At 69.0% G+C, this 25,566-nt stretch carries 27 protein-coding genes; 15 read left to right on the top strand and 12 right to left on the bottom strand.

The features are described from left to right. Nucleotides 1-10 precede the first annotated feature (10 nt). On the top strand, nt 11-514 hold the full coding sequence (locus tag QLQ83_RS10240) for a hydrogenase maturation protease (protein WP_282735428.1): 504 nt from the start codon (nt 11-13) through the stop codon (nt 512-514). On the opposite strand, the gene QLQ83_RS10235 is transcribed toward QLQ83_RS10240, so the two are convergent. Continuing rightward, nucleotides 511-1,026, bottom strand: a complete 516-nt coding sequence (locus QLQ83_RS10235) for an Lrp/AsnC family transcriptional regulator (protein ID WP_282735427.1) — start codon at nt 1,024-1,026, stop codon at nt 511-513. The two genes, QLQ83_RS10240 and QLQ83_RS10235, sit on opposite strands and share 4 nt — an antisense overlap. A gap of 145 nt (nt 1,027-1,171) precedes the next feature. Here QLQ83_RS10235 and QLQ83_RS10230 point away from each other — a divergent pair, with 145 nt between their 5' ends. The 5 genes from QLQ83_RS10230 to QLQ83_RS10210 all read left to right on the top strand — a co-directional run bounded on the left by QLQ83_RS10230 (nt 1,172) and on the right by QLQ83_RS10210 (nt 6,078). Then, on the top strand, nt 1,172-1,789 hold the full coding sequence (locus tag QLQ83_RS10230) for a LysE family translocator (RefSeq protein ID WP_282735426.1): 618 nt from the start codon (nt 1,172-1,174) through the stop codon (nt 1,787-1,789). A gap of 117 nt (nt 1,790-1,906) precedes the next feature. Then, nucleotides 1,907-3,373, top strand: coding sequence for a dihydrolipoyl dehydrogenase (locus QLQ83_RS10225; RefSeq protein WP_282735425.1), 1,467 nt, complete (start codon nt 1,907-1,909; stop codon nt 3,371-3,373). Between the two features lie 2 nt (nt 3,374-3,375). After that, nucleotides 3,376-4,317 (top strand): patatin-like phospholipase family protein, encoded by a 942-nt coding sequence (locus QLQ83_RS10220; protein ID WP_282735424.1) that lies wholly within the window; start codon nt 3,376-3,378, stop codon nt 4,315-4,317. Between the two features lie 138 nt (nt 4,318-4,455). Further along, nucleotides 4,456-5,391 carry an aldo/keto reductase gene (locus tag QLQ83_RS10215; protein ID WP_282735423.1) on the top strand — a complete coding sequence of 312 codons (936 nt, stop codon included), beginning with the start codon at nt 4,456-4,458 and terminating at the stop codon, nt 5,389-5,391. 3 nt (nt 5,392-5,394) lie between these two features. Further along, on the top strand, nt 5,395-6,078 hold the full coding sequence (locus QLQ83_RS10210) for a DUF6064 family protein (protein WP_282735422.1): 684 nt from the start codon (nt 5,395-5,397) through the stop codon (nt 6,076-6,078). Between the two features lie 20 nt (nt 6,079-6,098). Here QLQ83_RS10210 and QLQ83_RS10205 read toward each other — a convergent pair whose 3' ends face one another. Further along, nucleotides 6,099-7,676 (bottom strand): NAD(P)H-dependent oxidoreductase, encoded by a 1,578-nt coding sequence (locus QLQ83_RS10205; RefSeq protein WP_282735421.1) that lies wholly within the window; start codon nt 7,674-7,676, stop codon nt 6,099-6,101. Between the two features lie 44 nt (nt 7,677-7,720). Between QLQ83_RS10205 and QLQ83_RS10200 the strand changes: the two genes are divergently transcribed. After that, nucleotides 7,721-8,164 carry an SRPBCC family protein gene (locus QLQ83_RS10200; RefSeq protein ID WP_282735420.1) on the top strand — a complete coding sequence of 148 codons (444 nt, stop codon included), beginning with the start codon at nt 7,721-7,723 and terminating at the stop codon, nt 8,162-8,164. A 132-nt stretch (nt 8,165-8,296) separates the two neighbouring features. Next, nucleotides 8,297-9,673: a membrane-bound lytic murein transglycosylase MltF gene (gene mltF, locus QLQ83_RS10195; RefSeq protein ID WP_282735419.1), complete on the top strand. Its 1,377-nt coding sequence runs from the start codon at nt 8,297-8,299 to the stop codon at nt 9,671-9,673. A 60-nt stretch (nt 9,674-9,733) separates the two neighbouring features. On the opposite strand, the gene QLQ83_RS10190 is transcribed toward mltF, so the two are convergent. Next, nucleotides 9,734-10,348 (bottom strand): LysE/ArgO family amino acid transporter, encoded by a 615-nt coding sequence (locus QLQ83_RS10190; RefSeq protein ID WP_282735418.1) that lies wholly within the window; start codon nt 10,346-10,348, stop codon nt 9,734-9,736. Nucleotides 10,349-10,484: 136 nt separating this feature from the next. Here QLQ83_RS10190 and QLQ83_RS10185 point away from each other — a divergent pair, with 136 nt between their 5' ends. Together QLQ83_RS10185 and QLQ83_RS10180 are read left to right on the top strand one after the other, a co-directional pair. Further along, entirely contained in the window at nt 10,485-11,354 is an 870-nt protein-coding gene (locus QLQ83_RS10185) for a LysR family transcriptional regulator ArgP (protein ID WP_282735417.1), read from the top strand. A 475-nt stretch (nt 11,355-11,829) separates the two neighbouring features. Continuing rightward, on the top strand, nt 11,830-12,141 hold the full coding sequence (locus tag QLQ83_RS10180) for a hypothetical protein (protein WP_282735416.1): 312 nt from the start codon (nt 11,830-11,832) through the stop codon (nt 12,139-12,141). Nucleotides 12,142-12,211: 70 nt separating this feature from the next. Here QLQ83_RS10180 and QLQ83_RS10175 read toward each other — a convergent pair whose 3' ends face one another. After that, nucleotides 12,212-12,901: a transglycosylase SLT domain-containing protein gene (locus QLQ83_RS10175; RefSeq protein ID WP_282735415.1), complete on the bottom strand. Its 690-nt coding sequence runs from the start codon at nt 12,899-12,901 to the stop codon at nt 12,212-12,214. Nucleotides 12,902-12,981: 80 nt separating this feature from the next. Beyond that, nucleotides 12,982-13,845 carry an alpha/beta hydrolase gene (locus QLQ83_RS10170; RefSeq protein WP_282735414.1) on the bottom strand — a complete coding sequence of 288 codons (864 nt, stop codon included), beginning with the start codon at nt 13,843-13,845 and terminating at the stop codon, nt 12,982-12,984. Nucleotides 13,846-14,026: 181 nt separating this feature from the next. On the opposite strand from QLQ83_RS10170, the gene QLQ83_RS10165 reads away from it, so the two are divergent. Beyond that, nucleotides 14,027-14,314 carry a hypothetical protein gene (locus QLQ83_RS10165; protein WP_282735413.1) on the top strand — a complete coding sequence of 96 codons (288 nt, stop codon included), beginning with the start codon at nt 14,027-14,029 and terminating at the stop codon, nt 14,312-14,314. Nucleotides 14,315-14,748: 434 nt separating this feature from the next. On the opposite strand, the gene QLQ83_RS10160 is transcribed toward QLQ83_RS10165, so the two are convergent. Beyond that, entirely contained in the window at nt 14,749-15,588 is an 840-nt protein-coding gene (locus tag QLQ83_RS10160) for a CPBP family intramembrane glutamic endopeptidase (RefSeq protein WP_282735412.1), read from the bottom strand. 139 nt (nt 15,589-15,727) lie between these two features. On the opposite strand from QLQ83_RS10160, the gene QLQ83_RS10155 reads away from it, so the two are divergent. Together QLQ83_RS10155 and QLQ83_RS10150 are read left to right on the top strand one after the other, a co-directional pair. Beyond that, nucleotides 15,728-16,726 carry an NADP-dependent oxidoreductase gene (locus QLQ83_RS10155; RefSeq protein WP_282735411.1) on the top strand — a complete coding sequence of 333 codons (999 nt, stop codon included), beginning with the start codon at nt 15,728-15,730 and terminating at the stop codon, nt 16,724-16,726. Nucleotides 16,727-16,843: 117 nt separating this feature from the next. Continuing rightward, nucleotides 16,844-17,059: a TIGR02450 family Trp-rich protein gene (locus tag QLQ83_RS10150; RefSeq protein WP_282735410.1), complete on the top strand. Its 216-nt coding sequence runs from the start codon at nt 16,844-16,846 to the stop codon at nt 17,057-17,059. Nucleotides 17,060-17,063: 4 nt separating this feature from the next. Here QLQ83_RS10150 and QLQ83_RS10145 read toward each other — a convergent pair whose 3' ends face one another. The 5 genes from QLQ83_RS10145 to QLQ83_RS10125 all read right to left on the bottom strand — a co-directional run bounded on the left by QLQ83_RS10145 (nt 17,064) and on the right by QLQ83_RS10125 (nt 21,869). Then, nucleotides 17,064-17,624 carry a hypothetical protein gene (locus QLQ83_RS10145; protein WP_282735409.1) on the bottom strand — a complete coding sequence of 187 codons (561 nt, stop codon included), beginning with the start codon at nt 17,622-17,624 and terminating at the stop codon, nt 17,064-17,066. A 201-nt stretch (nt 17,625-17,825) separates the two neighbouring features. Beyond that, nucleotides 17,826-19,376: a glutamate synthase-related protein gene (locus tag QLQ83_RS10140; RefSeq protein WP_282735408.1), complete on the bottom strand. Its 1,551-nt coding sequence runs from the start codon at nt 19,374-19,376 to the stop codon at nt 17,826-17,828. A gap of 172 nt (nt 19,377-19,548) precedes the next feature. Continuing rightward, on the bottom strand, nt 19,549-20,382 hold the full coding sequence (locus QLQ83_RS10135) for a PhzF family phenazine biosynthesis protein (RefSeq protein WP_282735407.1): 834 nt from the start codon (nt 20,380-20,382) through the stop codon (nt 19,549-19,551). Between the two features lie 134 nt (nt 20,383-20,516). After that, nucleotides 20,517-20,987: a phosphate-starvation-inducible PsiE family protein gene (locus QLQ83_RS10130; protein WP_282735406.1), complete on the bottom strand. Its 471-nt coding sequence runs from the start codon at nt 20,985-20,987 to the stop codon at nt 20,517-20,519. Between the two features lie 126 nt (nt 20,988-21,113). Further along, the gene (locus QLQ83_RS10125; protein ID WP_282735405.1) at nt 21,114-21,869 is read right to left on the bottom strand and encodes a TIGR01458 family HAD-type hydrolase; all 756 of its coding nucleotides are present in this window, start codon (nt 21,867-21,869) and stop codon (nt 21,114-21,116) included. A gap of 249 nt (nt 21,870-22,118) precedes the next feature. Between QLQ83_RS10125 and QLQ83_RS10120 the strand changes: the two genes are divergently transcribed. Next, the gene (locus QLQ83_RS10120; protein WP_282735404.1) at nt 22,119-23,735 is read left to right on the top strand and encodes a sensor domain-containing diguanylate cyclase; all 1,617 of its coding nucleotides are present in this window, start codon (nt 22,119-22,121) and stop codon (nt 23,733-23,735) included. 64 nt (nt 23,736-23,799) lie between these two features. Here QLQ83_RS10120 and QLQ83_RS10115 read toward each other — a convergent pair whose 3' ends face one another. Beyond that, nucleotides 23,800-24,246 (bottom strand): DUF6789 family protein, encoded by a 447-nt coding sequence (locus QLQ83_RS10115; protein WP_282735403.1) that lies wholly within the window; start codon nt 24,244-24,246, stop codon nt 23,800-23,802. Nucleotides 24,247-24,373: 127 nt separating this feature from the next. On the opposite strand from QLQ83_RS10115, the gene QLQ83_RS10110 reads away from it, so the two are divergent. Continuing rightward, a protein-coding gene (locus QLQ83_RS10110) for an IS3 family transposase (protein ID WP_282734270.1) occupies nt 24,374-25,536 on the top strand; the annotation gives its coding sequence in 2 pieces (ribosomal slippage) (nt 24,374-24,632 and nt 24,632-25,536; 1,164 coding nt in all). The last annotated feature ends 30 nt before the right edge of the window (nt 25,537-25,566 follow it).

Below are 25,566 nucleotides of genomic sequence, written 5' to 3'. Positions count from 1 at the left end.
TGAGCCGGGTGTGACCGGGCCGGGCATTGCCCGGCAGGACGGGACCGCTGGCCGGCCCGGCGGCCATGCCTACCTCTTCGGGCTCGGCTCGCCCCACGGCGGGGACCGGCTGGGCTGGCTCGCCGCCGAGTGGCTGGGCGATGCGCTGTGCGAGCGCGATGACCTCACGGTCGTGCGACTCGACCAGCCCGTCGACCTCTTCCTCCACGCAGTGACGCCACGCGACCGCCTGCTGCTGGTCGACGCCATGCGGGGCCAGGGGCCGCCCGGCACCCTCAAGGTCTTTGCGCCGGCGGAGCTCCCCACGCCCAGCGCGCGGCTGTCATCCCACGGCCTCGACCTGGCGGGCACCCTGGCGCTGGTCGAGGCCCTGGGGCTCTTCCGGGCGGGCATCCGGATCATCGGCATCGAGATGCCGGCAGACGCAGGCCCCGAGATGACGGCACCAGGGCTCGACAAGGCGCAGGCCCGGCGACTGCACGCGGCGGTCCTGGGCTGGCTCGATGCCCGCTAGGGTCCCCGGCCAGGGGAGGCCTCAGGGGCGTCGTCCTCGCGCCGCGCCAGGGGCAGCGGCCCGTGTTCCTTGACGGTCTGGATGGCGAAGTTGCTGCGGATGTCACTGACGCCGGGCAGGCGCAGCAGGGTCCCGGTCAGGAAGCGCTCGTAGGCCGCCAGGTCCGCCACCACCACCTGCAGCAGGAAGTCCGACTCCCCCGACACCAGATGGGCGGAGACCACCTCCGGCAGCGCCGCGACCGCCTCGCGGAAGGCGTTGGCCTGGGCCTCGTGGTGGCGCTCCACCTTGATGCCGACGAAGACGGTGAGGCCGAGGCCCACCCCGCCGCGGTCCAGCTCGGCGTGGTAGCCGCGGATCAGCCCCGCCGCCTCCAGCTGGCGCACCCGTCGCAAGCAGGGCGAGGGCGAGAGGTTCACCTCCTCGGCCAGCTGAACGTTGGTCAGCCGGGCGTCGCGCTGCAGCGCCGCCAGGATGCGGCGGTCGATGGCATCCAGCCGAGTGGTTGGCACGAACTTTCACCTCACTCTTCTTCATTGGCATCTTCTGCCAACTATAGCCATTTTCGTGGCCGATTTCGCAAGGACCTGCCGGCGCCCCCGGGGCTAGACTGGCAGCGTTCCAGCAGGAAGTTTCACGACGGCAGGAGGCGAGCCTATGGAACTGTGGCTGTTCATCGGTGCCCTGGCGGCGGTCTACCTGCTGCCCGGCCCCGACATGATCCTGGTGCTGCAGACCGGCAGCCAGCAGGGGCACACCCGAGCGCTGGCCACCGCGGCGGGACTGGCCGTGGCGCGCGGCCTGCACGTGGCCCTGGCGGCCCTGGGGCTGGCCACGCTGTTCGCCACCGCGCCCTGGACCTTCGATGCGGTGCGCTATGCGGGGGGCGCCTACCTGGCCTGGATCGGCCTGCAGCTGTTCCGTTCGCCCGGCGCCACGACGAACACCGACACGGTCAGCGTGGGGATGCTCGCCGACGGTCACCGCCGCGCCTGGCGCCGTGGCCTGCTGACCAACCTGCTCAACCCCAAGTCGCTGCTGTTCTGCTCGGTGCTGCTGCCCCAGTTCGTGTCTCCCGGCGAGGGGCCCGTGCTGCTGCAGTTCGCCCTGCTGGGCGGACTGCTGGTGGGCATCGGCCTGCTGTTCGATGCCGGCTACGCCACCCTGGGGGGCTCGCTGCAGCGCTGGTTCGCCGGCAGCCCCCTGAGGGCGCGCCTCCAGCGCTGGACCTTCGGCTCGCTGATGATCGGCTTCGCCCTGCGCCTGGCCGCCTGAGGGGCACCGCCTTGTCCTGCGTCAAGACGCCACCATTGTGGCTCGGCGGCCCATCCCCACCCTGTGCCATAGTGGAGCCATGCACATCGACGCGCCCACCAATGAGAGGAGAGCCCGATGCAGGAACGTGAGGTCGATATCGCCATCATCGGCGCCGGCAGCGCCGGCCTGAGCGCCTGGCACGCCGCCAGCAAGCACAGCGACAGCGTGCTGCTGATCGAGGGCGGGGCCTATGGCACCACCTGTGCCCGGGTCGGCTGCATGCCCTCGAAGCTGCTGGTCGCCGCCGCCGACTCCGCCCACCACGCCCGCGATGCCGGCGGCTTCGGCGTGCGAGTCGGCAAGGTCGAGGTGGATGGACGCGCCGTCATGGAACGCGTCCAGCGCGAACGGGATCGCTTCGTGGGAAGCGTGATGAAGACGGTGGAGCGCATGGGCGAGGCCAACCGCCTCGAGGGCCATGCGCGCTTCGACGATCCGCACACCCTGATCGTCGGTGACCATACCCGCGTGACGGCGCGCACCATCGTCATCGCCACCGGCTCGCGCGGCACCTGGCCAGGCTTCTTCGAGGCGGCCGGCGACCGGCTGGTGGTCAACGACGCTGTCTTCGAGTGGGACGACCTGCCCGAGTCGGTCGCCGTGTTCGGCCCCGGCGTGATCGGCCTGGAGCTCGGCCAGGCGCTGCACCGGCTGGGCGTGCGCCTGCGGGTCTTCGGCGTGGGCGGCGCCCTGGGCCCCTTCCAGGACGAGGCCGTGAGGGACTACGCCGACCGCACCTTCAACGAGGAGTTCTACGTCGACCCTGACGCCAAGGTGGAGAGCATCGAGCGCGACGGCGACGCCGTGGTGATCACCTTCCTCGAGCGCGATACCGGCAAGCGTCTCACCGAGCGTTTCGACTACCTGCTCGCGGCCACCGGCCGGCAGCCCAACGTCGACCGGCTCGACCTCGAGAAGGCCGGCCTGGCCGTCGACGACAAGGGCGTGCCGCACTACAACCGCTTCACCCTGCAGTGCCGCAATGCCGATGACAGCCCCAGCCACATCTTCATCGCCGGCGATGCCAACCAGGAGTTGCCGCTGCTGCACGTGGCCAATACCGAGGGGCGGATCGCCGGCGACAATGCCGGGCGCTACCCGGAACTGCGTACCGGCATCCGCAACGTGCCCCTCGCCGTGGTCTTCACCGACCCGCAGATCGCCACCATCGGCGCCAGCCGCGCCGAGTTGGAAACCCAATACGGCGGCTGCGACTGCATCGCCACCGGCGAGGCCTCCTTCGAGGACCAGGGGCGCGCCGTGGTGATACGCCAGAACCGCGGCCTGATGCGCCTCTACGCCGAGCACGGCTCGGGCCAGTTCCTGGGTGCCGAGCTGTTCGGTCCGCGGGTGGAGCACATGGCGCACCTGCTGGCCTGGATGCTGGAGCAGAAGCCCAACGTGAGCCGCCTCCTCGAGATGCCCTTCTACCATCCGGTACTCGAGGAGGGGCTGCGCAGCGCCCTGCGCGACCTCAATGCCAACCTGCAGCAGGGCCCGGCCATCACCGAGCGCTGCATGGAGTGCGGGCCCGGAGACTGAGCATGAGGCCAATCCGCATCGCTGCCCTCCTCGCTTCGGCCCTGCTCATCCCTGCCCTGCTGGCGGCTGCGGTCGCGGCGGAACCCACCGACACCCCGGCGCCCCGTCCGACCATCGGCCTGGTGCTGGGCTCGGGCGGGGCCAACGGCCTGGCGCACATCGCCATCCTGCAGGTCTTCGACGACCTCGAGATCGTGCCCGACCGCATCGTCGGGAGCAGCATCGGCGCGGTGATCGGCGGGCTCTATGCCGCCGGACTCCCGGCCGAGGCGATCCGCGAAATCTTCGACGACGTGGCCGGCTCGCCGCTGGATGCCCTCTCGGGCCTGGCCGAATCGGAGGTGGATCTGTCGGCGCTCATGCCGTTCGGGAGCGACGATGCCGGGCTGCTCGACTCGGCCGGCTTTCTCCACTTCCTGGCCGGCCATACCGAGGTTCGTACCTTCGACGCGCTGCGCATCCCGCTCGAGGTGGTGGCCACCGACTACTGGACGGGGGAGAGCGTGACCCTCGACGAGGGCCCGCTGTTCCCGGCCATCGAGGCCAGCATGGCGGTGCCGGGGCTCTTCCTGCCCATCCACCATGGCAAGCAGCTGCTGATCGATGGCGGCATCTCCAAGCCCCTGCCCTTCGACCTGCTCCACGGCGAGGTCGACCTGGTCATCGCGGTGGACGTCTCGGGCAGCCGACAGCTGGAGGATGGCGAGGAACTCGGCCTGAGCGACATGCTGTTCAACAGCTTCAAGATCATGCAGCAGGCGATCATCCGACAGGCCCTCCACCACCAGCCACCCGACATCTACCTGCGCCCGGAGACCCGGGGCGTGCGCCTGCTGCACTTCAACCGCATCGACGAGATCCTGCGCCAGACCGAGCCCACCGCCGCGGAGTTCCGTGACCTGCTCGAGGGCTGGCTGGCCCTGCAGGCCGAAGAGCGGAGATGAAGCCCAGGCTCAAGGGCGTAAGCGACCACACCTCCGGGCCGACCGGACGATCCTTCCAGACCGATGGCCACTGAAGGTCCCCGGCCAGCCCTCCTCACCCGGCAGCTACACTGTGCTCAGCACTACCAGGAGCGCATCATGGCCCAGCCTCTTCCTCCCCTTTCCCGCCGCCGGCTGCTGCGCGGCCTGCTCGCCGCGGCGGCCGTCACGGCGCTGCCCTCCCCCGGTGGCCTGGCGCGGGCGGCCGAGCCGCTGACCCGCGAGCTGCCCGGCACCGGCGAGGCGCTGCCACGGGTCGGCCTGGGCAGCTGGATCACCTTCAACGTCGGCGATGATCCGGTACTGCGCGAGGAGTGCACCGCGGTCATGGCGGCCTTCTTCGCCGCAGGCGGACGCCTGATCGACTCCTCGCCGATGTATGGATCGTCGCAAGCGACGATCGGTCATGCCCTGGAGCGCCTCGAGGCCGTCGATCGCGTCTATGCCGCCGACAAGGTCTGGACCTCCAGCCCCGCCGAGGGCCCGGCGCAGATCGAGGCGTCCCGCCAGGCCTGGGGCGTGCCGCGCTTCGACCTGCTGCAGGTCCACAACCTGCTGGGTTGGGAAGGCCATCTCGAGACCCTGCAGGCGATGAAGGCGGCCGGCGAGGTGCGCCACCTGGGCATCACCACCTCCCACGGACGACGCCATGAGGAGGTCGAGAGAATCATGCGCCGCGTGCCGCTGGACTGCGTCCAGCTCACCTACAACATCGTCGACCGCGAGGCAGAGAGTCGCCTGTTGCCCCTCGCCCGGGAGCGCGGCATCGGCGTGATCGCCAACCGTCCCTTCCAGCGCAAGCGCCTGATCCGGCGCCTGGCGGGCAAGCCGCTGCCGCCCTGGGCCGCCGAGATCAACACCACCACCTGGGCGCAGTTCATCCTCAAGTTCATCATTTCCCACCCGGCGATCACCTGTGCCATCCCTGCCACCACCCGCGTGGACCATGTCCGCGAGAACCTCGCCGCCGCCCGCGAGCCACTGCCCGACGACGCCATGCGCCGCCGCATGGCCGACCACGTGCGGGGGCTGTAGGGCATGGGTGGCGGCGCCTGGTGGAGCTATCGCCCCGAGGACCTGCTGATGTTCTCGCCACGGGTCTATGCGCGACTGTTCGAGTTGCATAACCAGGCGCTGTGGCCCGCCCAGTTGCTCGCCCTGGCGCTGGGTGGCATGGCACTGGTCGTCCTGCTGCGCCCCGGCCCGCGGGGCACTCGCCTGGTCGCCATGCTGCTGGCCGTGGCCTGGGCCTTCGTGGCCTGGGCCTTCCTGTGGCAGCGCTACGCCCCCATCCACTGGGGCATCGCCTATGTCATCCCGCTGTTCGGCCTCCAGGCGCTGCTGCTGGTGGCCCTGGGCAGCCTGGGCGGCGGGCTGCGCCTGCCGGGTCACTGGAGCGTGCGGCGCGGCCTCGCCCTCGGGCTGTTCGCCTATGCCCTGGCCCTGCACCCGCTTACCGCCCTGGCGACAGGACGGGGCCTGTCGGGCGCCGAGGTCATCGGACTCACGCCCGACCCGCTCGCCATGGCGACCCTGGGCCTGGCGGCCGCGGCCGAACCGGCCCGCCGCGCCTGGCTGCTGCTGCTCATTCCCGTGCTCTGGTGCCTGCTGAGCTGGCTCACCCTCGACACCCTCGGCGACCGTAGGGCCTGGCTGCCCCTGCTGGCCGTCATCGTAGCCCTGGCGGCGAGGCTGTGGCCACGAGCACCCTCCCCGGGATAGGGCCGGTGGGCCGGGCGCGTTCATGCCAAGCGGAACAGCGGCCACAGCCCGAACCACAGTACATAGCCCAGCGAGGCCCCCATCAGGCCGTCGATGCGCCCGGCCGGGCGGTCGTCCCGGAGGTGCCGGGCCAGCCGCCAGGTCAGCCAGGCGCCATGGGGAACGACCACCCAGGCGATCCCGGCGAAGGCCCCCGCCGCCAGCCCCAGCGCCTGCCAGGCCAGGGCACAGGCGGCGGCGAGCAGCGTGCCGGCGAGGGCCACCCATAGCGCGCCCCGGCGTCCCAGGCGGACCGCCAGGGTGCGCTTGCCGGCACCGGCATCGGCCTCGAGGTCCGGAATGCCCGACAGCGTGATGGAGGGCAATATGCCCAGCAGCAACGGCAGGCTGAGCAGCCAGGGCAGCGGATCGGCCCAGTCCCCGCCGAGAAACACGACACCGCAGAGCATCACCCCGATGCTGTGGGTGACCGCGACATCCAGCTCGCCCAGGCCACGATAGCTGAGCATCAGGGGCGGCTCCGTATAGCCGATGGCCAGGAGCCCCAGCACCCCAAGCGCGACGATCACCGCGGCCGGAGCCGCCGGCGTCACCGCCAGCAACCACGCCGTGCCGCCCGCCAGGCCCAGCAGCGCGACGAGGACCCCGCTCTTGACCTCGCCCAGGCTCAACGAGCCGTCGACCAGGACGCGAGAGCCCCCCGTGAAGGTGCTGTAGAAGCGGTTGGCGCGGTCGGTGCCCAGGTCAACCACCTCGTTGATCAGCACGGTGGCCACCTCCAGCAGGAACAGGCAGAGGTAGCCGAGCCAGAACACCGGGTTGCCGAACACGCCCCCGGCCGGTGCGGCGGCCAGCGCCCCGACCGCATAGGCCACCCAGGTCATGGGATAGAACTGCAGACGCAGCCCGCGCAACCAGGCGCCGGCCTTGTGCCTCACTCGCTCCGCGGGGGTGATCCGGCCCTGCGCCAGCTGCCGGCCCTGGTGGTGCGCGCGAGCCAGCCAGGCCTGGCGCCGTGCCGGGGAGGCAGCCTTGACCGAGCCGAACACCAGCGAGCGCACCGGGCGAATGCCGCAGAAGCCCAGGGTCGCCCGCGCCAGGGCATTCCTGCCCGGCTCGCGGTAAAGCAGCCGATGGATCAGCGGCGGGGTGTCCATGGTAGTGATGAGCTGTGCCGAACGACCGGTCAGCAGCCCCTGATAGCCGATGCCACCCTCGCAGGTCCGGAACGCGAACCCTGGGGCCATGAGTCGGTCGAGAAACCCCTTGAGCAGAGCGGGCGCCCCGCCCCACCAGGTGGGATAGACGAACACCAGATGATCTGCCCAGGCGACGAATTCCCGCGCCTGGCTCAGGTCGTCCTCGAGGGGCTGGTCGTTGGGCGACGGGGTACGCACATGGGGGTCGAATTCCAGCGTCGCAAGGTCCAGGCGGCGCAGCTGCGTACCCGCCACGCGGGCCCCTTGGCAGAAGGCATCCGCCAATGCACCGCACAAGCTGTCGCTGCGCGGATGCCCGAGGATGACCAGCACCTTGATCGGCGACCGAAGCTGGGCTCGGCCATCGACCGGCGTGTCGTTCGTCCTGAACGTTGTCATACCTTACTGTGTCATCGCATTGTCTGGCGGAGGTGGAGAAGGCCATGCCCATCATCGAGCACGATGCCGAGATCGCGGCCAGTCCACGGGAGGTGTTCGCCCTCGTCGGCCGAGTGGAAACCTTTGCCGACTACAGCGACGCCATTGACACCATAGTTCGCCTGGGGGAGCGTCGCTACCGCTGGCGGGTGCGTATCGCCGGCATACCGCTGGAGTTCGATGTGGAGATCACCGAGTTCGCGCCCCCCGAGCGATTCGCCTGGCGCTCGGTGTCCGGCGTGCCCAACCATGGCGAGTACCGCCTGACGCCCAGCGAGGGAGGCACCCGCATCCACCTGACGCTGGCCTACAGCGTGCCGCCCCCGCTCGAGAAGGTCGTCAATGCCGCGGCCAGGCCCCTGCTCCACAAGCTCGGCCGCGACATCATCGACCGGGTGGAGGCGCAGCTGAACGCCCGGCAGCGCCCCCGGGATGGTGCCCCACCGTGAACGTGACGAGAGACCCTCGCCGCCACCCGCGACCCCCGCCCTGCGTTGACTCGCCCCGCGGAGGGCACGGCGAGAGCCTGGTAGGCTGGTCCCATCAGCGCTCGTCCCCCCTCCGGTCAGGATACCCGTTCCATGTCCCGATCCCGCCTGTTCACCGCCACCCTGCTGCTGTCGCTGGCCCTGCTCCAGGGTTGCGAGCCCGGTGAGCCCCCGGTCGTGCTGCTCGACCCGCCCGAGCCGGGCGAGACGCTGAGGGTCGCCAGCCGCAACGCCGCCACTACCTACTACCTGGACCGCCACGAGACCCCGGCGGGGCCGGAACATGACCTTGTCCAGCGCTTCGCCGAGGCCCATGGCTGGGAGGTCGAGTGGATGCTGCAGGACTCCACCGCCGAAGTACTGCAGGCCCTGGAGGACGGCGAGGTCCACCTGGCCGCCGCGGGGCTGACCCACCTGCCTTCCCGCGACGCGCGCTTCCGGCGCGGTCCCGGCCATACCGACATCGTCGAGCAGCTGGTCTGCCACCGCGACATGCGGCCCCTGCCGCGCCGGGTGGAGGCGCTGGCCGGCGTCGAACTGCGCGTCACGGCGGACTCCAGCTATGCGGAAAAGCTCGAGAGCCTGGTCAACCGCCACACCGGCATCACCTTCGAGGAGGACCCGCGCACCACCGAGGTACTGCTGGCCGAGGTGGCCGAGCGACGCATCGACTGCACCCTGGCCGACTCCAACATCGTGCGCGTGGTGCGCCGCCACTTTCCGCACCTGGAGGTCGCCATGAACCTGACCAGCGGCGACCGGCTGGGCTGGTACCTGCCCGAAGGCCACCAGGCGCTCGCGGAGATGGCCGGGCAGTGGATGGGGAGCGCCGAGGGACAGCAGAGCGTCGCGGCGATGGAGGAGCGCTACTACGCCTATATCGGCGAGTTCGACTTCGTCGACCTGCGCACGCTGAACCGGCGCATCGACGAGCGCCTGCCCTCCTTCCTCGAGCTCTTCGTGGCGGCCGAGGAGGCCACCGGGATGCCGGCCGACCTGCTCGCGGCCCTGGCCTACCAGGAGTCGCACTGGGACCCACAGGCCGTCTCGCCCACCGGGGTGCGCGGTATCATGATGCTCACCCAGAACACCGCCCAGTCCCTCGGCGTCGACAACCGCCTGGACCCGGCCGCGGCGATCGACGGCGGCGCGCGCTATCTCGCCGACCGCCACCAGCGCCTCCCCGAGTCCATTCCCGAGCCGGACCGCACCTACCTGGCCCTGGCGAGCTACAACATCGGCCGTGGCCACCTGCTGGACGCCCGGGAACTGGCGCGCGAGCTCGGCAGGAACCCGGACTCCTGGGAGGACATGAGGGAGGTGCTGCCGCTCAAGGCCGACAAGCGCTACTACCCGCAGACCCGCTACGGCTACGCGCGGGGCTACGAGCCGGTGCACTACGTCCAGCGCATCCGCAACTACCAGGACGTGATCGGCGCCGCGGTGGCAACGTCGATTGACGAAGAGTGATCACCCTGGCCTCGCTTCCAGACCAGGAAGCGCTGCGCCTCACAGAGCCAGCAGGCGGCATCATGCCGCGAGGCCGGTCCCCCCGGCCAGGTGCACGGCGATGGCCGCCATCATCACGCCGATGGCGCCATCGATCGCCCGCCAGGCCAGGGGCCGGGAGAGCCAGGGCGAGAGCGCCGAGCCGCCCCAGGCCAGCAGGCTGAACCAGAGGATCGAGGCGGTGACGGCACCCGCCACGAAGGTGGCGGTGCTCTGCTGCTGGACACCGATGGCCGGGATCAGCAGCAGGGTGTCGAGGTACACCTGGGGATTGAGCAGCGTGACCGCGAGGGTGGCGAGCAGCACGCCCCGGCGGCTGCGCCCGCCCGAGGCGCCACCGGCCAGCCCCTGCCGGCCGGTGGCGGCGCGAAGGAAGGCCTGGGCCGCCAGCCAGGCGAGGAACACCACCCCCAGCCAGCGCAGCGTTTCCATGGCGCTCGGCATGCTCAGCAGCACCGCACTGACCCCGAACATACCAGCGGCCAGCAGCAGCACATCGGTACTCATGCACAGCCCGGCCGACCACCAGTGGTGCTCCCGCCGCACGGCCACCCCCAGCACATAGGCGTTCTGCGCGCCGATGGCGACGATGATTCCGCCGCACACCACAAGCCCGGTCAGATAGCTCTCCAGCATGGCGTTTCCCCTGTCCTGGTACCCGTCGAGAGCGGCCAGCATAGCCACACCCGGACATGCCGAAAAATCATCCTGCTAATATCGCATCAGTTCTGCTTATATTTGGATGCCTATCCCCTTCCGGTACGGAGGTCCCATGCTGGATTACAAGCTGCTCCAGGCGCTGGCCACGGTGGTCGAGTGCGGCGGCTTCGAGCGCGCCGGCGAGGAGCTGGGCCTCTCGCAGTCGGCGGTCTCCCAGCGTATCAAGGCGCTGGAGGTCCGCCTGGGTCAGCCGGTGCTGATCCGCCACCCGGCGCTGCGGCCCACGCCCGCGGGCCAGCGGCTGCTCAACCATGTCCAGCAGGTTCAGTTGCTCGAGCGCGACCTGCGCACGGCCCTGCCCACCCTGGAGGAGGCCTCCCCCCGGCTGCGCATCGCCCTCAATGCCGACAGCCTGGCCACCTGGTGGGCCGCGGCCGTCGGCGACTTCTGCCGGGCGGAGGGCCTGCTGCTGGACATGGTGGTCGAGGACCAGGACGTGGGCCTCAAGCGGCTGCGCGACGGTGAGGTGGCGGCCTGCATGTGCGCCAGCGACCAGCCCATCGCCGGGGCCCGCTGCGTGCCGCTGGGCACGATGGTCTACCACCCCTACGCCACCCCGGCCTACAGCGCCCGCCACTTCCCGGACGGGCCGACGCCCGAGGCCTTCCGCCGCGCCCCGGCCATCGTCTACGGCCCTCATGACCAGCTGCAGCACCGCTTCCTCGCCAGCTGCGGCTACCACGGCCGCTTTCCCTACCACCTCTGCCCCTCGTCGGAAGGCTTCGTGCGCCTGGCCATCGCCGGCATGGGCTACGGCATGCTGCCGCGGATGCAGGTGGCGTCGCTGGTGGCCGAGGGTCGGCTGGCCAGCATCGCCCCCGAGCGTTCGCTTGCCGTACCGCTCTACTGGCACTTCTGGCGGCACAGCGGCGAGGTGCTGGAGCGGCTGACCGGCGTGCTGGGCGAGGTCAGGCTGAAGTAGCCAGACGATCGGCGGTGATCAGCACCGGCCGGGAAAGGTGGCCCGGGCATGCCACGAACAAGATTATGCTGCACTGCAACAAAAAAGCGCCTATGGTGGTATTGCAATCCCCTGAGGAGGGCAACCGCAATGACTACCCCACACGCGCAATTCCGTCCGTTCGATTCCTACGTGCTCAAGCGCTGGGCACACCAGGCCCAGTTGCAGCGGACCGCCTTCGAGGCCTTCGCCGACTACCTTGGCTGACGACCCTCACCGACGCGCCCCGACCCGGCACCATCGACCGGGTCAGGGTCACCCCCATCCGTGTGACGACTCGATGGTCACGTCATCCAGGAGGGTCCCGGCGTTGCCGGCCCCGGTCCGTGGATACTGGCCCGACGGCGGAAAGCCTGTATGATGATTGGGCAACATCTTCAGATACGGAGCAGAAAACACGATCGATCATTCTTTCAAGCCAGCACGGGAGGTTCTCATGAAGGTCTACAAACCGGAGTGGCAGTGCACGTTTAGCGTAAACGAAGGCGTGGAAGAATCAGCCAGCTGGAAGCAGCGAGTCGCCTGGCGCTTTCGGGAATTCGCCGACAGGCTGGACGGTGGTGGAAGAACGATCAAGATTGACTGCAACGTCACCCCCGAAGTGAGCCGTGAGGAAGTCGACACCTGCCTGGAGAAGGGCTTCGCCCTGAGCCAGAGCCTGCTCACCCAGCTCGCCCATCAGGCCGCCTGCGAAGACGTCATGCGAGATGCCAAGGCGGAGCTGTTCGAGGAAGAGCCTCAACGTTGAGGCCGTGACCGTACCTGCCAGTGCAGTCACCGCACCCCATCCGGCCCCGGGCCGGATGGGGTGTTTTCGTTCAGGCGCGACAGAACGGCCAGACCTGATAGAAGCGCCGACAGCGAAACTCGGCCTCGCAGGCGCCGAGCTGTGCCTGATAGCGGCTGGCCCGGGCAGCCACCTGGCTTGCGGCCCGCCTCACCCGGGGCTTGGCCCGATAGGTGCCCCGCCGATAGCCACTGGGGCCCTCGTGGTAGGCCAGGTAGAGCCGTTCGGGGTCGTGCAGGGAGAGACCCAGCTGGCGGCGCGACCGCGCGTTGTACCAGCCGATGAAGTCGGTGGCGTGTTTCATGTGGGTACGGCGCGCGAAGAGGCTGCCGGCATCGTCCCGATACTCGCCCCACACCGGATCCTGGGCCTGGGCGTAGCCCTTGGCCGAGGACGGCCGCCGCCAGGGAATCACCCCCAGCAGGCGGGTGCGTGGCGGCCGCACATGACTGCGAAAGCTCGACTCCTGCTGGATGAACGCCAGTTGCGTGGCAATGGGCGTCCCCCATTGCGCTTCGGCATCCCGGGCGTGGTCATACCAGGAGGGCTGCTCACGGAAGATCTCGCAGATGTTGCGCTGATCCTCCGGCGGCGAGGGCGCCAGCATGGCGCAGCCGCTGGCCACCAGGAGATATCCGCCGACCAGCAGGCCCCCCGCTGTCCGCCGCAGGCAGGAATGCCCTCCCTCCCTGGTCCCGTGCCAACCGATCGCCGATGCCATATCGCCCTCCTGTGGTCCTGACGCTGATGCCCTGCCTGATACTACACCGGCCACCACCCCCTGAGGGCGCGCCTCTGTCTTCAGGGGGCGGGAAACCCCGCCACCTCGACCAGGAATGCCTCGATGCCCGCCAGGTAGACCCTCTCGCTCTCCAGGAAACCGGTATTGTGGCTGCCGCCGATCACCAGCATCCGCTTGGGCTCGGGCGCCGCCGCATGGACCGCCTCGCCCTCGGCGAACGGGATGATGTCGTCCTCCCGGCTGTGGATGACCAGCACCGGCGCCTCGCTCTGTGCCACGTAGGCCGCGGTATCGTAGTTGAAGCGTGACAGCCAGCGGGCCGGCAGGATGGGGATGGGGTAGAGCCGCTGGGCCAGCTCGGGAACCGAGCGGAACGGCGACTCCAGGATCAACGCAGCCGGGCGCGCCTCGCCCTTGAGCTCTCGCGCCAGGTTCGCCGCCACGGCGGCTCCCAGCGAACGGCCGAACAGCACGATCTCACCGGGCGGCAAGCCAGCCGTCTCGCGCAACCAGCGCCAGCCGGCTCGGGCATCGTGTGCCGTGCCCGCCTCCGAGGGGCCGCCCTCGCTCCGGCCGTAGCCTCGGTAATCGAGGATCAGCACCGAGAGCCCCAGGCGGTGGAACTGTTCGATCGAGTCCAGGCGGTGGGAAATGTTGCCGGCATTGCCATGCAGGAACAGCAGGCCACCCCGTGACGCCCGCGCCGGCACCCACCAGGCATCGAGCCCCAGGCCGTCGCCGGTACGCAGGGTGACCGGCTCATATTCCAGACCGAGATCCTGCGGGGTGGCCAGGTACTCGCGCCCACCCACGTGCGGCAGGTAGAGCAGCCGGCCCTGGAAGGCACAGGCGACCATCACCAGCATGGCGTAGGCCAGCAGCAGCCAGAGGAACAGACGAAACAGGGGATGAAAATCACTCATCGGTATCCTCGAGACCCGAGGCTCACCCACCAGCCTAGTCCAGCCACGCCAGCGCCAGATTCTCCCCTTGACTTACAAAAAAACACACTATAGTCATAGAGAGGGGCCTGTCCCGCTGCAGGTGGACCCCGAACTGCCTGACGTCACATCCTGGCCATCCCTAGGCCGAGTAGGTCGCACAATGAACATCCCGACACTAGCGTGCGAGCTGCCTGATGCAGCCCCCGAGGAACTGGTGGAGCAGCCGTTCCCGATACCGAACCTGCCCCTGGCCTGCATCGGCCTGGAGGCGTCACTGGCCCGGCGACTGGCCGAGGCCAAGGCGCGCCTCGACCGCCTGGAGCATGAGGTCGACTCCCGCGACCTGAGCGCTCTGGCCATGGCACGGGTGGAGTTCGCCCTGGCCGCCCGGGCGATGGCCGACGAGCTGATTGCCAGGGGGCTGCACGCCCGGGAGAAGGGTGACTGATCGCGGCCCGGTGTCTTGCGGTCCCTTCCCGGCGTCCGGAGAGCCACATGGCCCGATTCCCGCGGCGCGATCCTCGGGCCCACGATTGTCTCTGATAAGCGACAGCCTCCGGCCCAGCAGGAGCCCGGCTGCCCGCCTTTCGCGCCGCTCCCTGTCTGCAACTGGCGACAGCCTCGTCGCTCTGGACGTATCGGGGAACGTCGAGCAGAGCATCGACAAGATCCAACCACCTGATGTAGATGCGATATCTTTGATCCTGGCATGCCTTTGGCTTCAACAGGGCAGGAGGAAGACTCGTCGCGATGAGCGGTTCAAGGAAGAACCACCCCTCAGGCGCAAGACTCGTCGCGACGAGGGCTCAGGGAAGAGCCACCCCTGACACCCACCAGCCCGATCCGTCGGGGTGGTACGCCAAGCAGGGCCACTCGGCCACCTCAGGCGCCAGCCAGCATGGGATAGCTGAACAGCAGCAGGTGACTGAGATTGAGCCCCCAGTGCACCAGCACCGCCCACACCAACCGGCCCGTCCACAGGTAGACCAGGCCATAGAGCAGCCCGGCCGCGGTGGCGACCAGCACGAAGGCGCCGCCCCCGGTTAGGTGCGCCACACCGAAGAGCCCGCTGCTCACCGCCACGGCGACGAGCGCCCCTGTCCGCCTCATCAGCCAACGCTGCAGCATGCCCCGGAACAGCAACTCCTCCGCGACACAGGTATTGAGCAGGTTGGCCACGGCGAACACCCAGAACACCTCGGGCAGGCCCGGCTGCCACGCCACCAGCCCCAGTGCCACCGCAAGCCCCATGAGCGCCACGATCCCCCCGGCCCCCACCCATGGCACTGCCCGGGCCGGCACCCCGCCGACCGGCGGCATGCTGTGCCCGAACAGCGGCAGCCAGCCGAGCAGCGACCAGGCCACCAGCACCTTGTCGTGGCTGACGTAGAGGCTCACCGGCAGGCTCCCCTCCTTCAGCACCCGCTGCTCGACCACCACCAGCCCCTCGTACCCCGGCCAACCATGGAGCACGAGCCCCGCACTGGCGACGACCCACGCCGCGATACGCGCCCAAGCCAGCCAGGGCGGCACCCGCCGGATCTGCATCCAGCCGCTCAGCGCCACATAGCCGAGCGCCAGCACGACGAAGAGCCAGGTCGCGTAGCCGACCAGCCCCGCCAGCAGCAGTATCGCCACGGCCCCGCCGAGGCGACGTCGCGCATCGGCACAGAGGCCGAACACGATCAGCGAGAGGGAGTAGAGCATGCCGAAGGCGAGCATGGGCGTCCTTGCCGTGGGGCCGAAGCGCCCATCATGACGGCTGACCGGCGAATCCGCATCCTCCGACCGACCAGGTTGGCCAGTCGGCCACCCCTGCATTAGACTGGTCGTCTACCTACCGAAGCGAAGGAGCTGCACGATGCAATCCCGCTACTTCACCATCAATGACCATCCGCAGGGCACCCCGGCACGCGAGCTGTTCGAGCTGCATGAGCAGGAACTGCCCTCGCTCGCCGAGGGCGACGTGCGCATCCGCAACACCTGGCTGTCGGTGGACCCCTACATGCGCGGCCGCATGAGCGGCGTGACGACCTACATCGCCCCCTTCGAGCTGAACGCGCCCCTGGAAGGGGCGGCCATCGGCGAGGTGATCGAGTCCCGCGATGAGGCCTTCCCGGTGGGCACCAGGGTGCGGCACATGGGCGGCTGGCGGGATATCGCACAGCTGCCGGGCGAGCAGGTGGAGTCCCTGCCCTCCTTCGAGGTGCCGGAACAGGCCTACCTGGGCGTACTCGGCATGCCGGGCATGACCGCCTGGACCGGCCTGAACCGCATCGCCGAGATGAAGGAAGGCGACAACGTGCTGGTCAGCGGCGCCGCCGGCGCAGTGGGTTCGCTGGCCGTGCAGCTGGCCAAGGCCAGGGGCGGCACCGTGGTCGGCATCGCCGGGGCGCCCGACAAGCTCGAGTGGCTGGAGTCCCACGGCATCAAGGCGGTGAGCTACCGGGACAAGGACGCCGCCCAGCTCACCGAAGCGTTGCGCGACGCCTGTCCCGAGGGCTTCGACGTCTACTACGAGAACGTCGGCGGGACCTGCCTGGAGGCGGCGCTGAACACCCTCAAGGTCGGCGCGCGCATCGCCGTCTGCGGCATGATCGCCCGCTACAACGAGGACACGCCGAGCGCCGGCCCGGGCAACCTGGCGATGATCCTGATCCGCCGCGCCCGCATGGAGGGCTTCATCGTCTTCGACCACTGGGCGCACTATCCGCAGTTCCTCGAGGAGGTCGGCCCGCAGGTCGAGAGCGGTAAGCTCGACTACGAGGAAACCATCGAGGAGGGCCTCGAGCGCACCCCGGATGCCTTCCTCAAGCTGTTCGAGGGCGCCAACCGCGGCAAGATGCTGGTCAGGCTCTGATCCGGGCCGGTGGATGTCGCGTCACGCAGGGTGCGCCGGCCCGCCGGCGCACCCTGTTCCACGCCTGACGGCGCTGCCAGGCGCTGGAGCGCTATCCCGCCAGCCGAGGAAACGGCCATGAACACCATCAACCCCGAGAAGCTGTACCACAGCAAGTGGACCGCGGTGCGGCCCCGGCACAAGGAGAAGCACTTCCTGGTGACGGCGCTGGAACGCGACGCGGAGGGGACGGTGGTCGCGGTGGTCCTCGAGGCCGTCTACACCCGCCGCGAGACCACCCTGCCCTGGCGGGCCCTCAAGGATGAGGCCACCTGGCAGATGGGCTGGCGCTGAGCGCTCAGCGCTCCTGCGTGTCATCCCGCTCGTCGCGCTGATCTCGCTCGGCGGCCTCGGACACCGATGAGGTAACCGAACTGATCAGCTGCGGCACGAAGCGCTCCGAGAAGCCCGCCACGAACGACCAGAAAAGCAGCTTGGCCAGGTCCGGCCCGGAGCTCGGGTAGGTCTCCTGAAAGATGTGTAGCATGAAGTCCTCGCCCTCCTCGATCTCGTCCCGGGACGGGAACGAGAAGGCGGGGAAGAGATCGCCCGAGACGATGCCGGAGAGGAACACCAGGTAGAGCACCAGGGCGAACACCCCGCCGAAGATGGGCACCAGCAGGATCTGGAACCAGGAGGCGTTCAGCAGCGCGAGCTCCTCGTCCGTGACCTTGTTCAGGCGTTGCTGGATGCTGACGAACCCCCCGATGATGCCGCACAGGGGCACCGCCCAGGTCACCAGGAAGCGCTGGTTGTAGAAGAAGGTCAGCGCGAAGATCGCGCCCAGCACGGCGACCGCCACCGTGGTCATGACGATCAGGCGCCTGGTGATGGCATGGATATGCCGGATGCGCTGCATGGTGCGGCCTCCGAACCCCGGGGCCTCCCTGCCCCTGGAGCGTCCTCCCCCTGCCTTGACGATAGTCGACCTGCCCGGGCCCCACCACGCGAGGGCCGACAGAGGGCCGCCGGCCGGCTACCCGCTGCCCCAACGGGTGGCGTCGGCCCGCGGCCCCCGGACCAGCCGATGCCGTCAGGAAGACAGCAAAGCGCTGGGCCCTCAGCCGCGCGGGTCCAGCACGCCGGCGTAGCGCACCCCGCTCAGCAGGGCCATCTCGCGGTGCCAGGTGGCCAGGTCCTCGCGGTTGAACTGGTCCAGGCGGTCGTGGCCGCAGGCCCGGGCCATGACCTGCATCAGCGAGACGGAGGCCTCGAGGAAGTTCTGCAGCTGGCGGGCGGACTTGTCGACATCCAGCCGCTGGCGAAGGTCCTTGCGCTGGGTGGCAACGCCGGCCGGGCAGTTGTTGGTGTTGCAGATCCGGGCGGCCACGCAGCCGATCGACTGGATGGCGCTGTTGGCGATGGCGATGCCGTCCGCCCCGAGGGCCAGGGCCTTCACGAAATCGCTCGGCACCCGCAGCCCGCCGGTGACGATCAGGGTGACCCGTCCGCTGGCGCCCTGGTCGTCCAGGTGGCGCCGGGCGCGGGCCAGGGCCGGGATGGTGGGCACGCTGATGTGGTCGCGGAAGAGCTCCGGAGCCGCCCCGGTGGCCCCGCCGCGGCCGTCGAGGATGAGGTAATCGGCACCGGCATCGAGCGCGAACTGGATATCCCGCTCGATGTGATTGGCACTGAGCTTGAAGCCGACCGGAATGCCGCCGGTCACCTCCCGCACCCGGTCGGCGAAGCGCCGGAAGTCCTGCACCGAGTGCAGGTCCTGGAAGGTGGGCGGCGAGACCGCGGGTTCGCCCTCCGGGATGCCGCGCACCTGGGAGATCTTGCCGGTGTTCTTGTTGCCTGGCAGGTGACCGCCGGTGCCGGTCTTGGCGCCCTGCCCGCCCTTGAAGTGGAAGGCCTGGACCTTCTCTAGCAGTTCCTCCCGGTAGCCGAAGCGGGCGCTGGCCAGCTCGTAGAAGTAGCGGGAATTCTCCTGCTGCTCCTCCGGCAGCATGCCCCCTTCCCCGGAGCAGATCCCGGTCCCGGCCCGCTCGGCGCCGCGCGCCAGGGCGATCTTGGCCTCCTCGGAGAGGGCGCCGAAGCTCATGTCCGAGACGAACAGCGGCATGCTCAGGGTCAGCGGCTTCTCGGCCTCGGGGCCGATCACCAGCTCGGTGGCGACCTCGGCCTCCTCCATCAGGGGCTGGGTCGCCAGCTGGGCGGCCATGATCTGCAGGTCGTCCCAGTGCGGCAGGGTGTGGCGCGGCACCCCCATGGCGGTGGTCGGGCCGTGAGCGCCCATCTGCTCGAGCCCCTCCCGGGCCAGCCGGTGGATGAACGCCACCGTGGGCTCTTCGCGGGTGGCCTTGGCCTCGGGGGCCTTGTCGGCGGCGTCTTGCGCCTCGCCGGGGCCGGGCTTGCCCACCTGGTCATCGGAAAACTGCTGGTGGGTACCGTCGCAGAAGGGCGCATCGTCGGTGTGCTTGCACTGGCAGAGCACGGCCTCGCCATCCTGCTCGGCCACGAAGCTCTTGGGCGTGAAGCCGGTGCCGGCGTGGGAGCCATCGCAGAACGGCTGGCTGGCGGAGCGCCCGCAGCGGCAGAAGGCGTACTCCTTGCCCTTCGTCAGGGTCACCTTGGCGGGCTTGTTGTCGGCGATGACGGGCTTGCTCATGGTGAGGGGCTCCTGATCGGGTTGATGGCCGGGAGGGGGGCGGATGAGGTGGCTGCACATGGGACGTCGTTGAAGCGTGGTGCACCCGGGCGGCGGGCGCCACCTGCCACGATACCCGGCCCACCCTGGCCGACAACCGCGGGCCGTCAACGCGGGGAGGCGGGGGAACGGCTCACAGTACCACCGCGGTGCCGGCCACCCGGATGCCGCCGGAGGCGGGGATCTCCACGTCCAGCTGGCTGGGCCGCCCCATGGCCTCGCCCTGGCGGATCGTCAAGCGCGCGGGGGCCTGGAGCAGCCCGGCATCCCGCAGGTAACCGCCCAGGGCGGCGGCCGCTGCCCCGGTGGCGGGGTCCTCCACCACCCCGCCCACCGGGAAGGGGTCGCGGGCATGAAAGAGCGTCGCGGACTCGCGCCAGACGAGCTGCAGGGTGGTAAGGCCCTCACGCGCCATCAGCGCCCTCAGGGCCTCGAAATCGTAGTCCAGCCGCGCGAGTCGCTCGCGGTCCGCCACCGCCAGCACCAGGTGCCAGGCCCCGGCATAGGCCAGCGCCGGGGGCAGGTCGGCCGCCAGCTCTTCGGCCCGCCAGCCCAGCAGGGCGAGGGCCTCGTTCACCAGCCCGGGCTCGGGCGGCCGATGGGCAGGCGTCACGGACTCCAGGGAGGCTCGCCACTCTTCGCCCGCCTGGCTGACCGTCACCGGCACCTCGCCGATGGCCGTCTCCAGCCGATAGGTGCCGCCCCCTTCCTGGCGTCCCAGCAGCACACCGGCGGCCACGGTGGCATGGCCGCAGAAGCTCACCTCGGCCTCGGGGCTGTAGTAGCGCACCCGGCGATGGTCGCCCTGCGCCGGGGCGAGGAAGGCCGTCTCGGAATAGCCGACCTCGGCCGCGATGCGCTGCATGGTGGCAACATCTGGGAGCGCCTCCCCCAGCCACACCCCGGCGGGGTTGCCGCCGGCGGGGTCACGGGTGAAGGCCGAGAGTCGATAGAGGGTGCCGGACATGGGGAAGCACCTCCTGTGGTGGGGTCATCATTCACTATGGCGCACCCGGCCGGGGTGACAAGCCGGTCCCCGGAGCAATCGGCGCCCGTGCATGCCGCTGCCGGGCTCGCCCTCCAGGCTCGTGGCCACGGCGACTACTTGCCGACCAGCCAGTGCGTCACGCCCAGCGCCAGCACCACCGCCGCGATGGCCAGCATCTCCTCCGCGGTGACGAGTTCGGTGTCGAGGATGATCACCTTTCGCGCAATCGCCATCAGCGCCGTGGCGATCACCAGCCGGATGGGCAGGATATTGGTGCCGAGGTAGAGCCGGATGTTGATGAAGATCTCCACGGCGATCAGCACCACCATGAAGGCGCCGAAGATGACGAAGATATCGCTGACCTCGAACAGCATCACCGGCGGGGCCATGAAGCGCGAGTAGAGCACGTAGATCACGTCCAGCACGCCCCAGATGATCACCAGCACCATCAGCACCGCCAGCACCTTGATGGCGAAGCGGATGACCAGATGCAGCCGGCGGATCAGCGGGTCGTCATGCTCCTTGGGGAGTTCGTCGTGCATCAGCCGCGGCGAACGGCGCTCCGTGCTCTCCTCATGCTCCATGGCGTGCCTCCTGACAGGCTGACCGGCAGGCCAATGCCGGCCTGATCGCGATGCAGGGTTCCAGCATATGGCGCCGCGCAGGAGGACACCAGACGGCATGGAGGGAACCGTTTATCGCGCCCGCGACTATCGAGTTGCCAGCAGTGCCTCGACCAGGTCGGCCAGGCTGGCCTCGCAGCGAGCCTCGGGTGCCTGGGCCTCGTCGCCCGGGCGATACTTGCCGGAGCGCACCAGGCACGCCTGCAGGCCGACCGCCATGGCGGCGGCCACGTCGCACTCCACGTCATCGCCCACCATCAGCGCCTCGCCGGGCGCCACCCCGGCCTCCTCGAGCACGGCACGGAAGAAGTCGCCCGCGGGCTTGCCCAGCACCCGCGCCTCGACGCCGGCGGCGTACTCCAGGGCACGCACGAAGGGCCCCGCATCCAGGTGCAGGGTCCCCGCCTGACGGAAGTAGCGATTGGTCCCCACGGCGAGCAGCGGCGCCCCCTCCAGCAGCAGCCGGAATGCCTCGTCGAGGTGGGCATAGTCCAGACGCTGCTCGGCATCGCCGAGCACCACGGCGTTGGGTTCCCCCCGGGGCAGGTCGGCAAATTCCGGCTCGAGTTTCTCGTGGATCAGCAGGTAGGGGAAGAGACGATGGCGCTCCAGATAGCGCCGGATCGCCCCCGGGGCGGTGAACACCTGCGCCGGTTCCACGGGAAAGCCCAACCGCTGCAGTTCCTCGCCGACCGCCGCCGAGGTCCTGCGCGAGGTGTTGGTGAGAAAGCGCAGCGCCATCCCGCTCGCCTGCAGCCGCGCCACCGCCTCCACGGCGCCGGGCAGGGCCTCGCCATCCTCTGCCAGCACGCCACTGATATCGAGCAATACCGCCTTGAACATGGTCGCGTCCTACATGACTCATTCCTCTCGCAAGCCTAGACGCTGGAGGCTAGATCAGCCCGGCATCGCGCGGTTAGCCGCACGGGGCGGCGCCCATCGCACCAGTGGCGGGTCATCGCCGTCAGCGACAGGGGATGGCTGATATCCGCCATTCGGTGATAGGGTCACCGTCAGTTAACGACGAGGATCCGCGATGATCGACCGGAATTGGCGGATACCCGCGGCAACGTCCAGGGCGCTTGTGCTCTCATGACCTCCTTCCATCACGCCCCCCAGTCGGCCATCCACGACCAGGCCGCCCTTCTCGATCGGCTCCAGACCCCGCTCTGGGTCTTCGATATCGAACAGGAACGGATGCACTATGCCAATGCCGCGGCCGTGCGACTCTGGGGAGCCGAAACGCCGCAGGCGCTCTATGCCCGCGACTTCTCCGCGACGATGAGCGAGGCGACGCGGCGACGCCTGGCGGACTACCTCCCGCGCCTGGCGAGGGGGGAAGTCATCGATGAACACTGGAGCTTCTACCCCGGCGGCCAGGCCATCTCGCTGCACTGCCGCTGCAGCCGTTACGTCACGGAAGAGGGACGAACCGGCATGCTGGTGGAGGGGCTGGAAAGCGACATCTCCCTGGATGCCTCCAGCCTGCGTGCCCTGGAGGCGGTGAGGCACACGCCCATGATGGTCTCGGTGTTCGACGGCCAGGGGCGCCTGCTGGTGCGCAATCCGGCCGCCCTCGCGGCCCGCCAGGGGCTTTCCTCCTTCGCGGCCTGCTTCTCGGATCACGACGTTGCCGGGCGGCTCCTCCAGCAACTGGAAGGCGAGCCGAGGACCTCCCTGGAGGCGATGATGCGGGTCGACGACAGCGACCGCTGGCATCATGTCGACCTGTGCCGCGCCACCGACCCCAAGACGGGCCTGCCGATGATCGTGATGGGCGAGTTCGACATCACGCCACGCAAGGCGCTGGAGACCGCGCAGCTCGTTTCCAATCGCCAGCTGGAAGTGGTCATCGAGGGCCTGGACGTGGGCCTGCTGCTCGAGGACGAGAGTCGCCGGGTCATCGTGGCCAACCAGGCCTTCTGCGACCTCTTCGACATCGATGCGCCTCCCGAGCACCTCGTGGGCATGGACTGCCGAGAGGCCGCCGAGTCCACCAAGGGGTACTTCACGGAGCCGGAAGGCTTCGTGGCGCGCATCGAGGAACTCCTCGTGACAAGGCGCAAGCAGGCCCGCGATCTGCTGGCGATGGCGGATGGCCGCTTCCTCGAGCGCACCTATACGCCCCTGTTCGTCGCCGACCAGTACCACGGTCACCTCTGGGTGTATCGGGACATCACCCGGCAGAGGCACCAGGAGGCCGACTGGGCCCGCAAGGCCAGTACCGACCCCTTGACCGGGCTGGCCAACCGCCGCTCCTTCGACGATGCCGCCAGGAGAGTCGCCAGAACGGTCAAGGGCGGCGAGATCCAGGCGGCCCTGTTGATGATCGACATCGACCGCTTCAAGGCCATCAACGATACCTTGGGCCACGCCGAGGGCGACAAGGGCCTGCGGTTGCTGGCAGACACCCTGCGACACCACCTGCGCCAGAGCGATCTGCCCTGCCGCACCGGTGGGGAGGAGTTCATGGTGATCCTGCCCGGCATGTCCCCCGAGGAAGCCCGAGCCGTCGCCTGGCGCCTGCTGCGGCAGATCGCCGAGGCCACGATCGAGGCAGAGGCGCTGCCTTTCCACTTCACGGTGAGCATCGGGGTCACCTGCTTCACGCCCACCGATGCCAGCATCGAGGCCGTCACGCAGCGCGCCGACGCCGCCATGTACCAGGCCAAGCGCGAGGGCAGAAACCGCGTGGCGGTTCGCTGGTGACCGTGCCAAGACCAGACAGCGATCTCGGCGTTGCCACCCCCTTGTCGTGCCGGCTTTCCCGGGGCTAGAGCACGCCTTTCCCCCAGCCGTAGACGGCCCCCATCACCGCACCGAAGATGAGATGGGCGATTAGCATGGAGAGCGGTGCCACCAGCCCGAAGCCCAGGCCGAACAGGCTGGAGCCCGCCAGGGGAAAGACCGTGACCATTACCACCAGCCAGCTGGCCACGCCGAACTCCAGGCCCCGCCGGGTAGGGGTACGGCCCGGGAGATAGGGGACCAGCAGCGCGAACAGCAGCCCCCAGATCAGCGTGCCCACGACGAAATGGATGCCCCAGGCCAGCATCCGGCTGTCCGGCGCGCCGAGCAGGTCCTGAGCGGCCAGGTTCATGACCTCGATGGGGTTGTACCAGGGGATGATGCCCGCCGCCAGGCGCAGAATCAGGATCAACGAGATGACCAGGGTGGCCGCGAACCCGGCCATCAACCCTCGTAACAGGCGAGTGCTCATGGCGTCCTCCCTGCGGTGGCTGTGACTATCAGTGTAGCCAGTCCACTGGAGCCGGTGCGCCGTGGCCTGATCTTGCCCAGCAACAGTGGACACCCCGTTAAGGCAGTACACTGAACGAGGTGACCCCATGGCAAGGCAAGCAGCGGCGATGAAGAAGACCCGTACCCGTTACTCCCAGGCCTACAAGGACGAGGCCCTGGCACTCGCTGATCGTGTTGGCACCAGTGCCGCCGCTCGCGAGCTGGGGCTTCAGTCCAGCCAGCTCTATCAATGGCGAGCCAAGGCCCAGCAGCAGCAAACCGTCTCGGCTCGCGAGCAGGCCTTGGCTGACGAGAATGCGCGGCTCAAGCGTCAGCTGGCTGAGAAGTCGGAAGAGCTTGAAATCGCAAAAAAAGCCGCGGTGTACTTCGCGAAGAGCCTGAAGTGAAGTACGCCTTCATCGAGCAGCACCGTCAGGCCTTCAGCGTTCATCGGATGTGCGCGTTTCTCGGTGTCGCCCGCAGCGGCTACTACGCCTGGCGACAGCGTGGTGGTGAACCGTCTTCCCGCCGCCGCCGACAAACGATCACGGATCAGCGCGTGGCTCAGGCCTTCGAACAGGGCAAGGGGCGCTCAGGCGCCCCCAGGCTGACCCGCGACCTGAACGATGCTGGCGTACCCATCTGCCGTAATACTGTGGCCGCCAGCCTCCGTCGGCAAAACCTGCGGGCGAAAGCCGCTCGCAAGTTCAAGGCCACCACGAATTCACGGCATGGCCTGCCAGTCGCACCGAACCTGATGGAGCAGGACTTCACCGCTACGGCACCGAATCAGAAATGGGTCGGCGACATCACCTACCTGGCAACGGGTGAAGGCTGGCTCTATCTGGCGGTGCTGATTGATCTGTACTCACGCAAGGTGATCGGCTGGGCGATGAGCGAACGCATGACGGCTGACCTGGTCAGCGATGCCCTGAAAATGGCCCTGTGGAGCCGGAAGATGCCCAAAGGCGTAATTGTCCATTCAGACCGCGGGAGCCAGTACTGCTCGACGCTGTACCAGTCGCTGCTGATGCGTCACGGTCTCAAGTGCAGCATGAGCGCCAAGGGCAACTGTTACGACAATGCCTGCGCTGAGAGCTTCTTTCACAGCCTCAAGGTCGAAGCCATCCACGGCGAGCGGTTCGTGACCCGTGAGGCGATGCGTCGGCAGGTATTCGAATACATTGAGTTGGACTACAACCGGCAACGCCGACACAGTGCAATCGGGATGATCAGTCCAGAGGCCTTTGAGGCCCAAATGATCGCTTAGACCGGTGTCCACCAATGCTGGGTAAGATCA

The organism is Halomonas rhizosphaerae, from assembly GCF_030010555.1.
In the GTDB taxonomy this organism is placed as follows: domain Bacteria; phylum Pseudomonadota; class Gammaproteobacteria; order Pseudomonadales; family Halomonadaceae; genus Halomonas; species Halomonas rhizosphaerae.
This window is presented reverse-complemented; position numbering and strand designations above follow the sequence as displayed.

What these genes read in the sequence shown, in the direction of transcription:
- QLQ83_RS10230 (WP_282735426.1), top strand. Translation starts at nt 1,172, where the DNA reads ATGGAACTGTGGCTGTTCATCGGTGCCCTGGCGGCGGTCTACCTGCTG.
- QLQ83_RS10225 (WP_282735425.1), top strand. Translation starts at nt 1,907, where the DNA reads ATGCAGGAACGTGAGGTCGATATCGCCATCATCGGCGCCGGCAGCGCC.
- QLQ83_RS10220 (WP_282735424.1), top strand. Translation starts at nt 3,376, where the DNA reads ATGAGGCCAATCCGCATCGCTGCCCTCCTCGCTTCGGCCCTGCTCATC.
- QLQ83_RS10215 (WP_282735423.1), top strand. Translation starts at nt 4,456, where the DNA reads ATGGCCCAGCCTCTTCCTCCCCTTTCCCGCCGCCGGCTGCTGCGCGGC.
- QLQ83_RS10210 (WP_282735422.1), top strand. Translation starts at nt 5,395, where the DNA reads ATGGGTGGCGGCGCCTGGTGGAGCTATCGCCCCGAGGACCTGCTGATG.
- QLQ83_RS10205 (WP_282735421.1), bottom strand. Translation starts at nt 7,676, where the DNA reads ATGACAACGTTCAGGACGAACGACACGCCGGTCGATGGCCGAGCCCAG.
- QLQ83_RS10200 (WP_282735420.1), top strand. Translation starts at nt 7,721, where the DNA reads ATGCCCATCATCGAGCACGATGCCGAGATCGCGGCCAGTCCACGGGAG.
- mltF (WP_282735419.1), top strand. Translation starts at nt 8,297, where the DNA reads ATGTCCCGATCCCGCCTGTTCACCGCCACCCTGCTGCTGTCGCTGGCC.
- QLQ83_RS10190 (WP_282735418.1), bottom strand. Translation starts at nt 10,348, where the DNA reads ATGCTGGAGAGCTATCTGACCGGGCTTGTGGTGTGCGGCGGAATCATC.
- QLQ83_RS10185 (WP_282735417.1), top strand. Translation starts at nt 10,485, where the DNA reads ATGCTGGATTACAAGCTGCTCCAGGCGCTGGCCACGGTGGTCGAGTGC.
- QLQ83_RS10180 (WP_282735416.1), top strand. Translation starts at nt 11,830, where the DNA reads ATGAAGGTCTACAAACCGGAGTGGCAGTGCACGTTTAGCGTAAACGAA.
- QLQ83_RS10175 (WP_282735415.1), bottom strand. Translation starts at nt 12,901, where the DNA reads ATGGCATCGGCGATCGGTTGGCACGGGACCAGGGAGGGAGGGCATTCC.
- QLQ83_RS10170 (WP_282735414.1), bottom strand. Translation starts at nt 13,845, where the DNA reads ATGAGTGATTTTCATCCCCTGTTTCGTCTGTTCCTCTGGCTGCTGCTG.
- QLQ83_RS10165 (WP_282735413.1), top strand. Translation starts at nt 14,027, where the DNA reads ATGAACATCCCGACACTAGCGTGCGAGCTGCCTGATGCAGCCCCCGAG.
- QLQ83_RS10160 (WP_282735412.1), bottom strand. Translation starts at nt 15,588, where the DNA reads ATGCTCGCCTTCGGCATGCTCTACTCCCTCTCGCTGATCGTGTTCGGC.
- QLQ83_RS10155 (WP_282735411.1), top strand. Translation starts at nt 15,728, where the DNA reads ATGCAATCCCGCTACTTCACCATCAATGACCATCCGCAGGGCACCCCG.
- QLQ83_RS10150 (WP_282735410.1), top strand. Translation starts at nt 16,844, where the DNA reads ATGAACACCATCAACCCCGAGAAGCTGTACCACAGCAAGTGGACCGCG.
- QLQ83_RS10145 (WP_282735409.1), bottom strand. Translation starts at nt 17,624, where the DNA reads ATGCAGCGCATCCGGCATATCCATGCCATCACCAGGCGCCTGATCGTC.
- QLQ83_RS10140 (WP_282735408.1), bottom strand. Translation starts at nt 19,376, where the DNA reads ATGAGCAAGCCCGTCATCGCCGACAACAAGCCCGCCAAGGTGACCCTG.
- QLQ83_RS10135 (WP_282735407.1), bottom strand. Translation starts at nt 20,382, where the DNA reads ATGTCCGGCACCCTCTATCGACTCTCGGCCTTCACCCGTGACCCCGCC.
- QLQ83_RS10130 (WP_282735406.1), bottom strand. Translation starts at nt 20,987, where the DNA reads ATGGAGCATGAGGAGAGCACGGAGCGCCGTTCGCCGCGGCTGATGCAC.
- QLQ83_RS10125 (WP_282735405.1), bottom strand. Translation starts at nt 21,869, where the DNA reads ATGTTCAAGGCGGTATTGCTCGATATCAGTGGCGTGCTGGCAGAGGAT.
- QLQ83_RS10120 (WP_282735404.1), top strand. Translation starts at nt 22,119, where the DNA reads ATGACCTCCTTCCATCACGCCCCCCAGTCGGCCATCCACGACCAGGCC.
- QLQ83_RS10115 (WP_282735403.1), bottom strand. Translation starts at nt 24,246, where the DNA reads ATGAGCACTCGCCTGTTACGAGGGTTGATGGCCGGGTTCGCGGCCACC.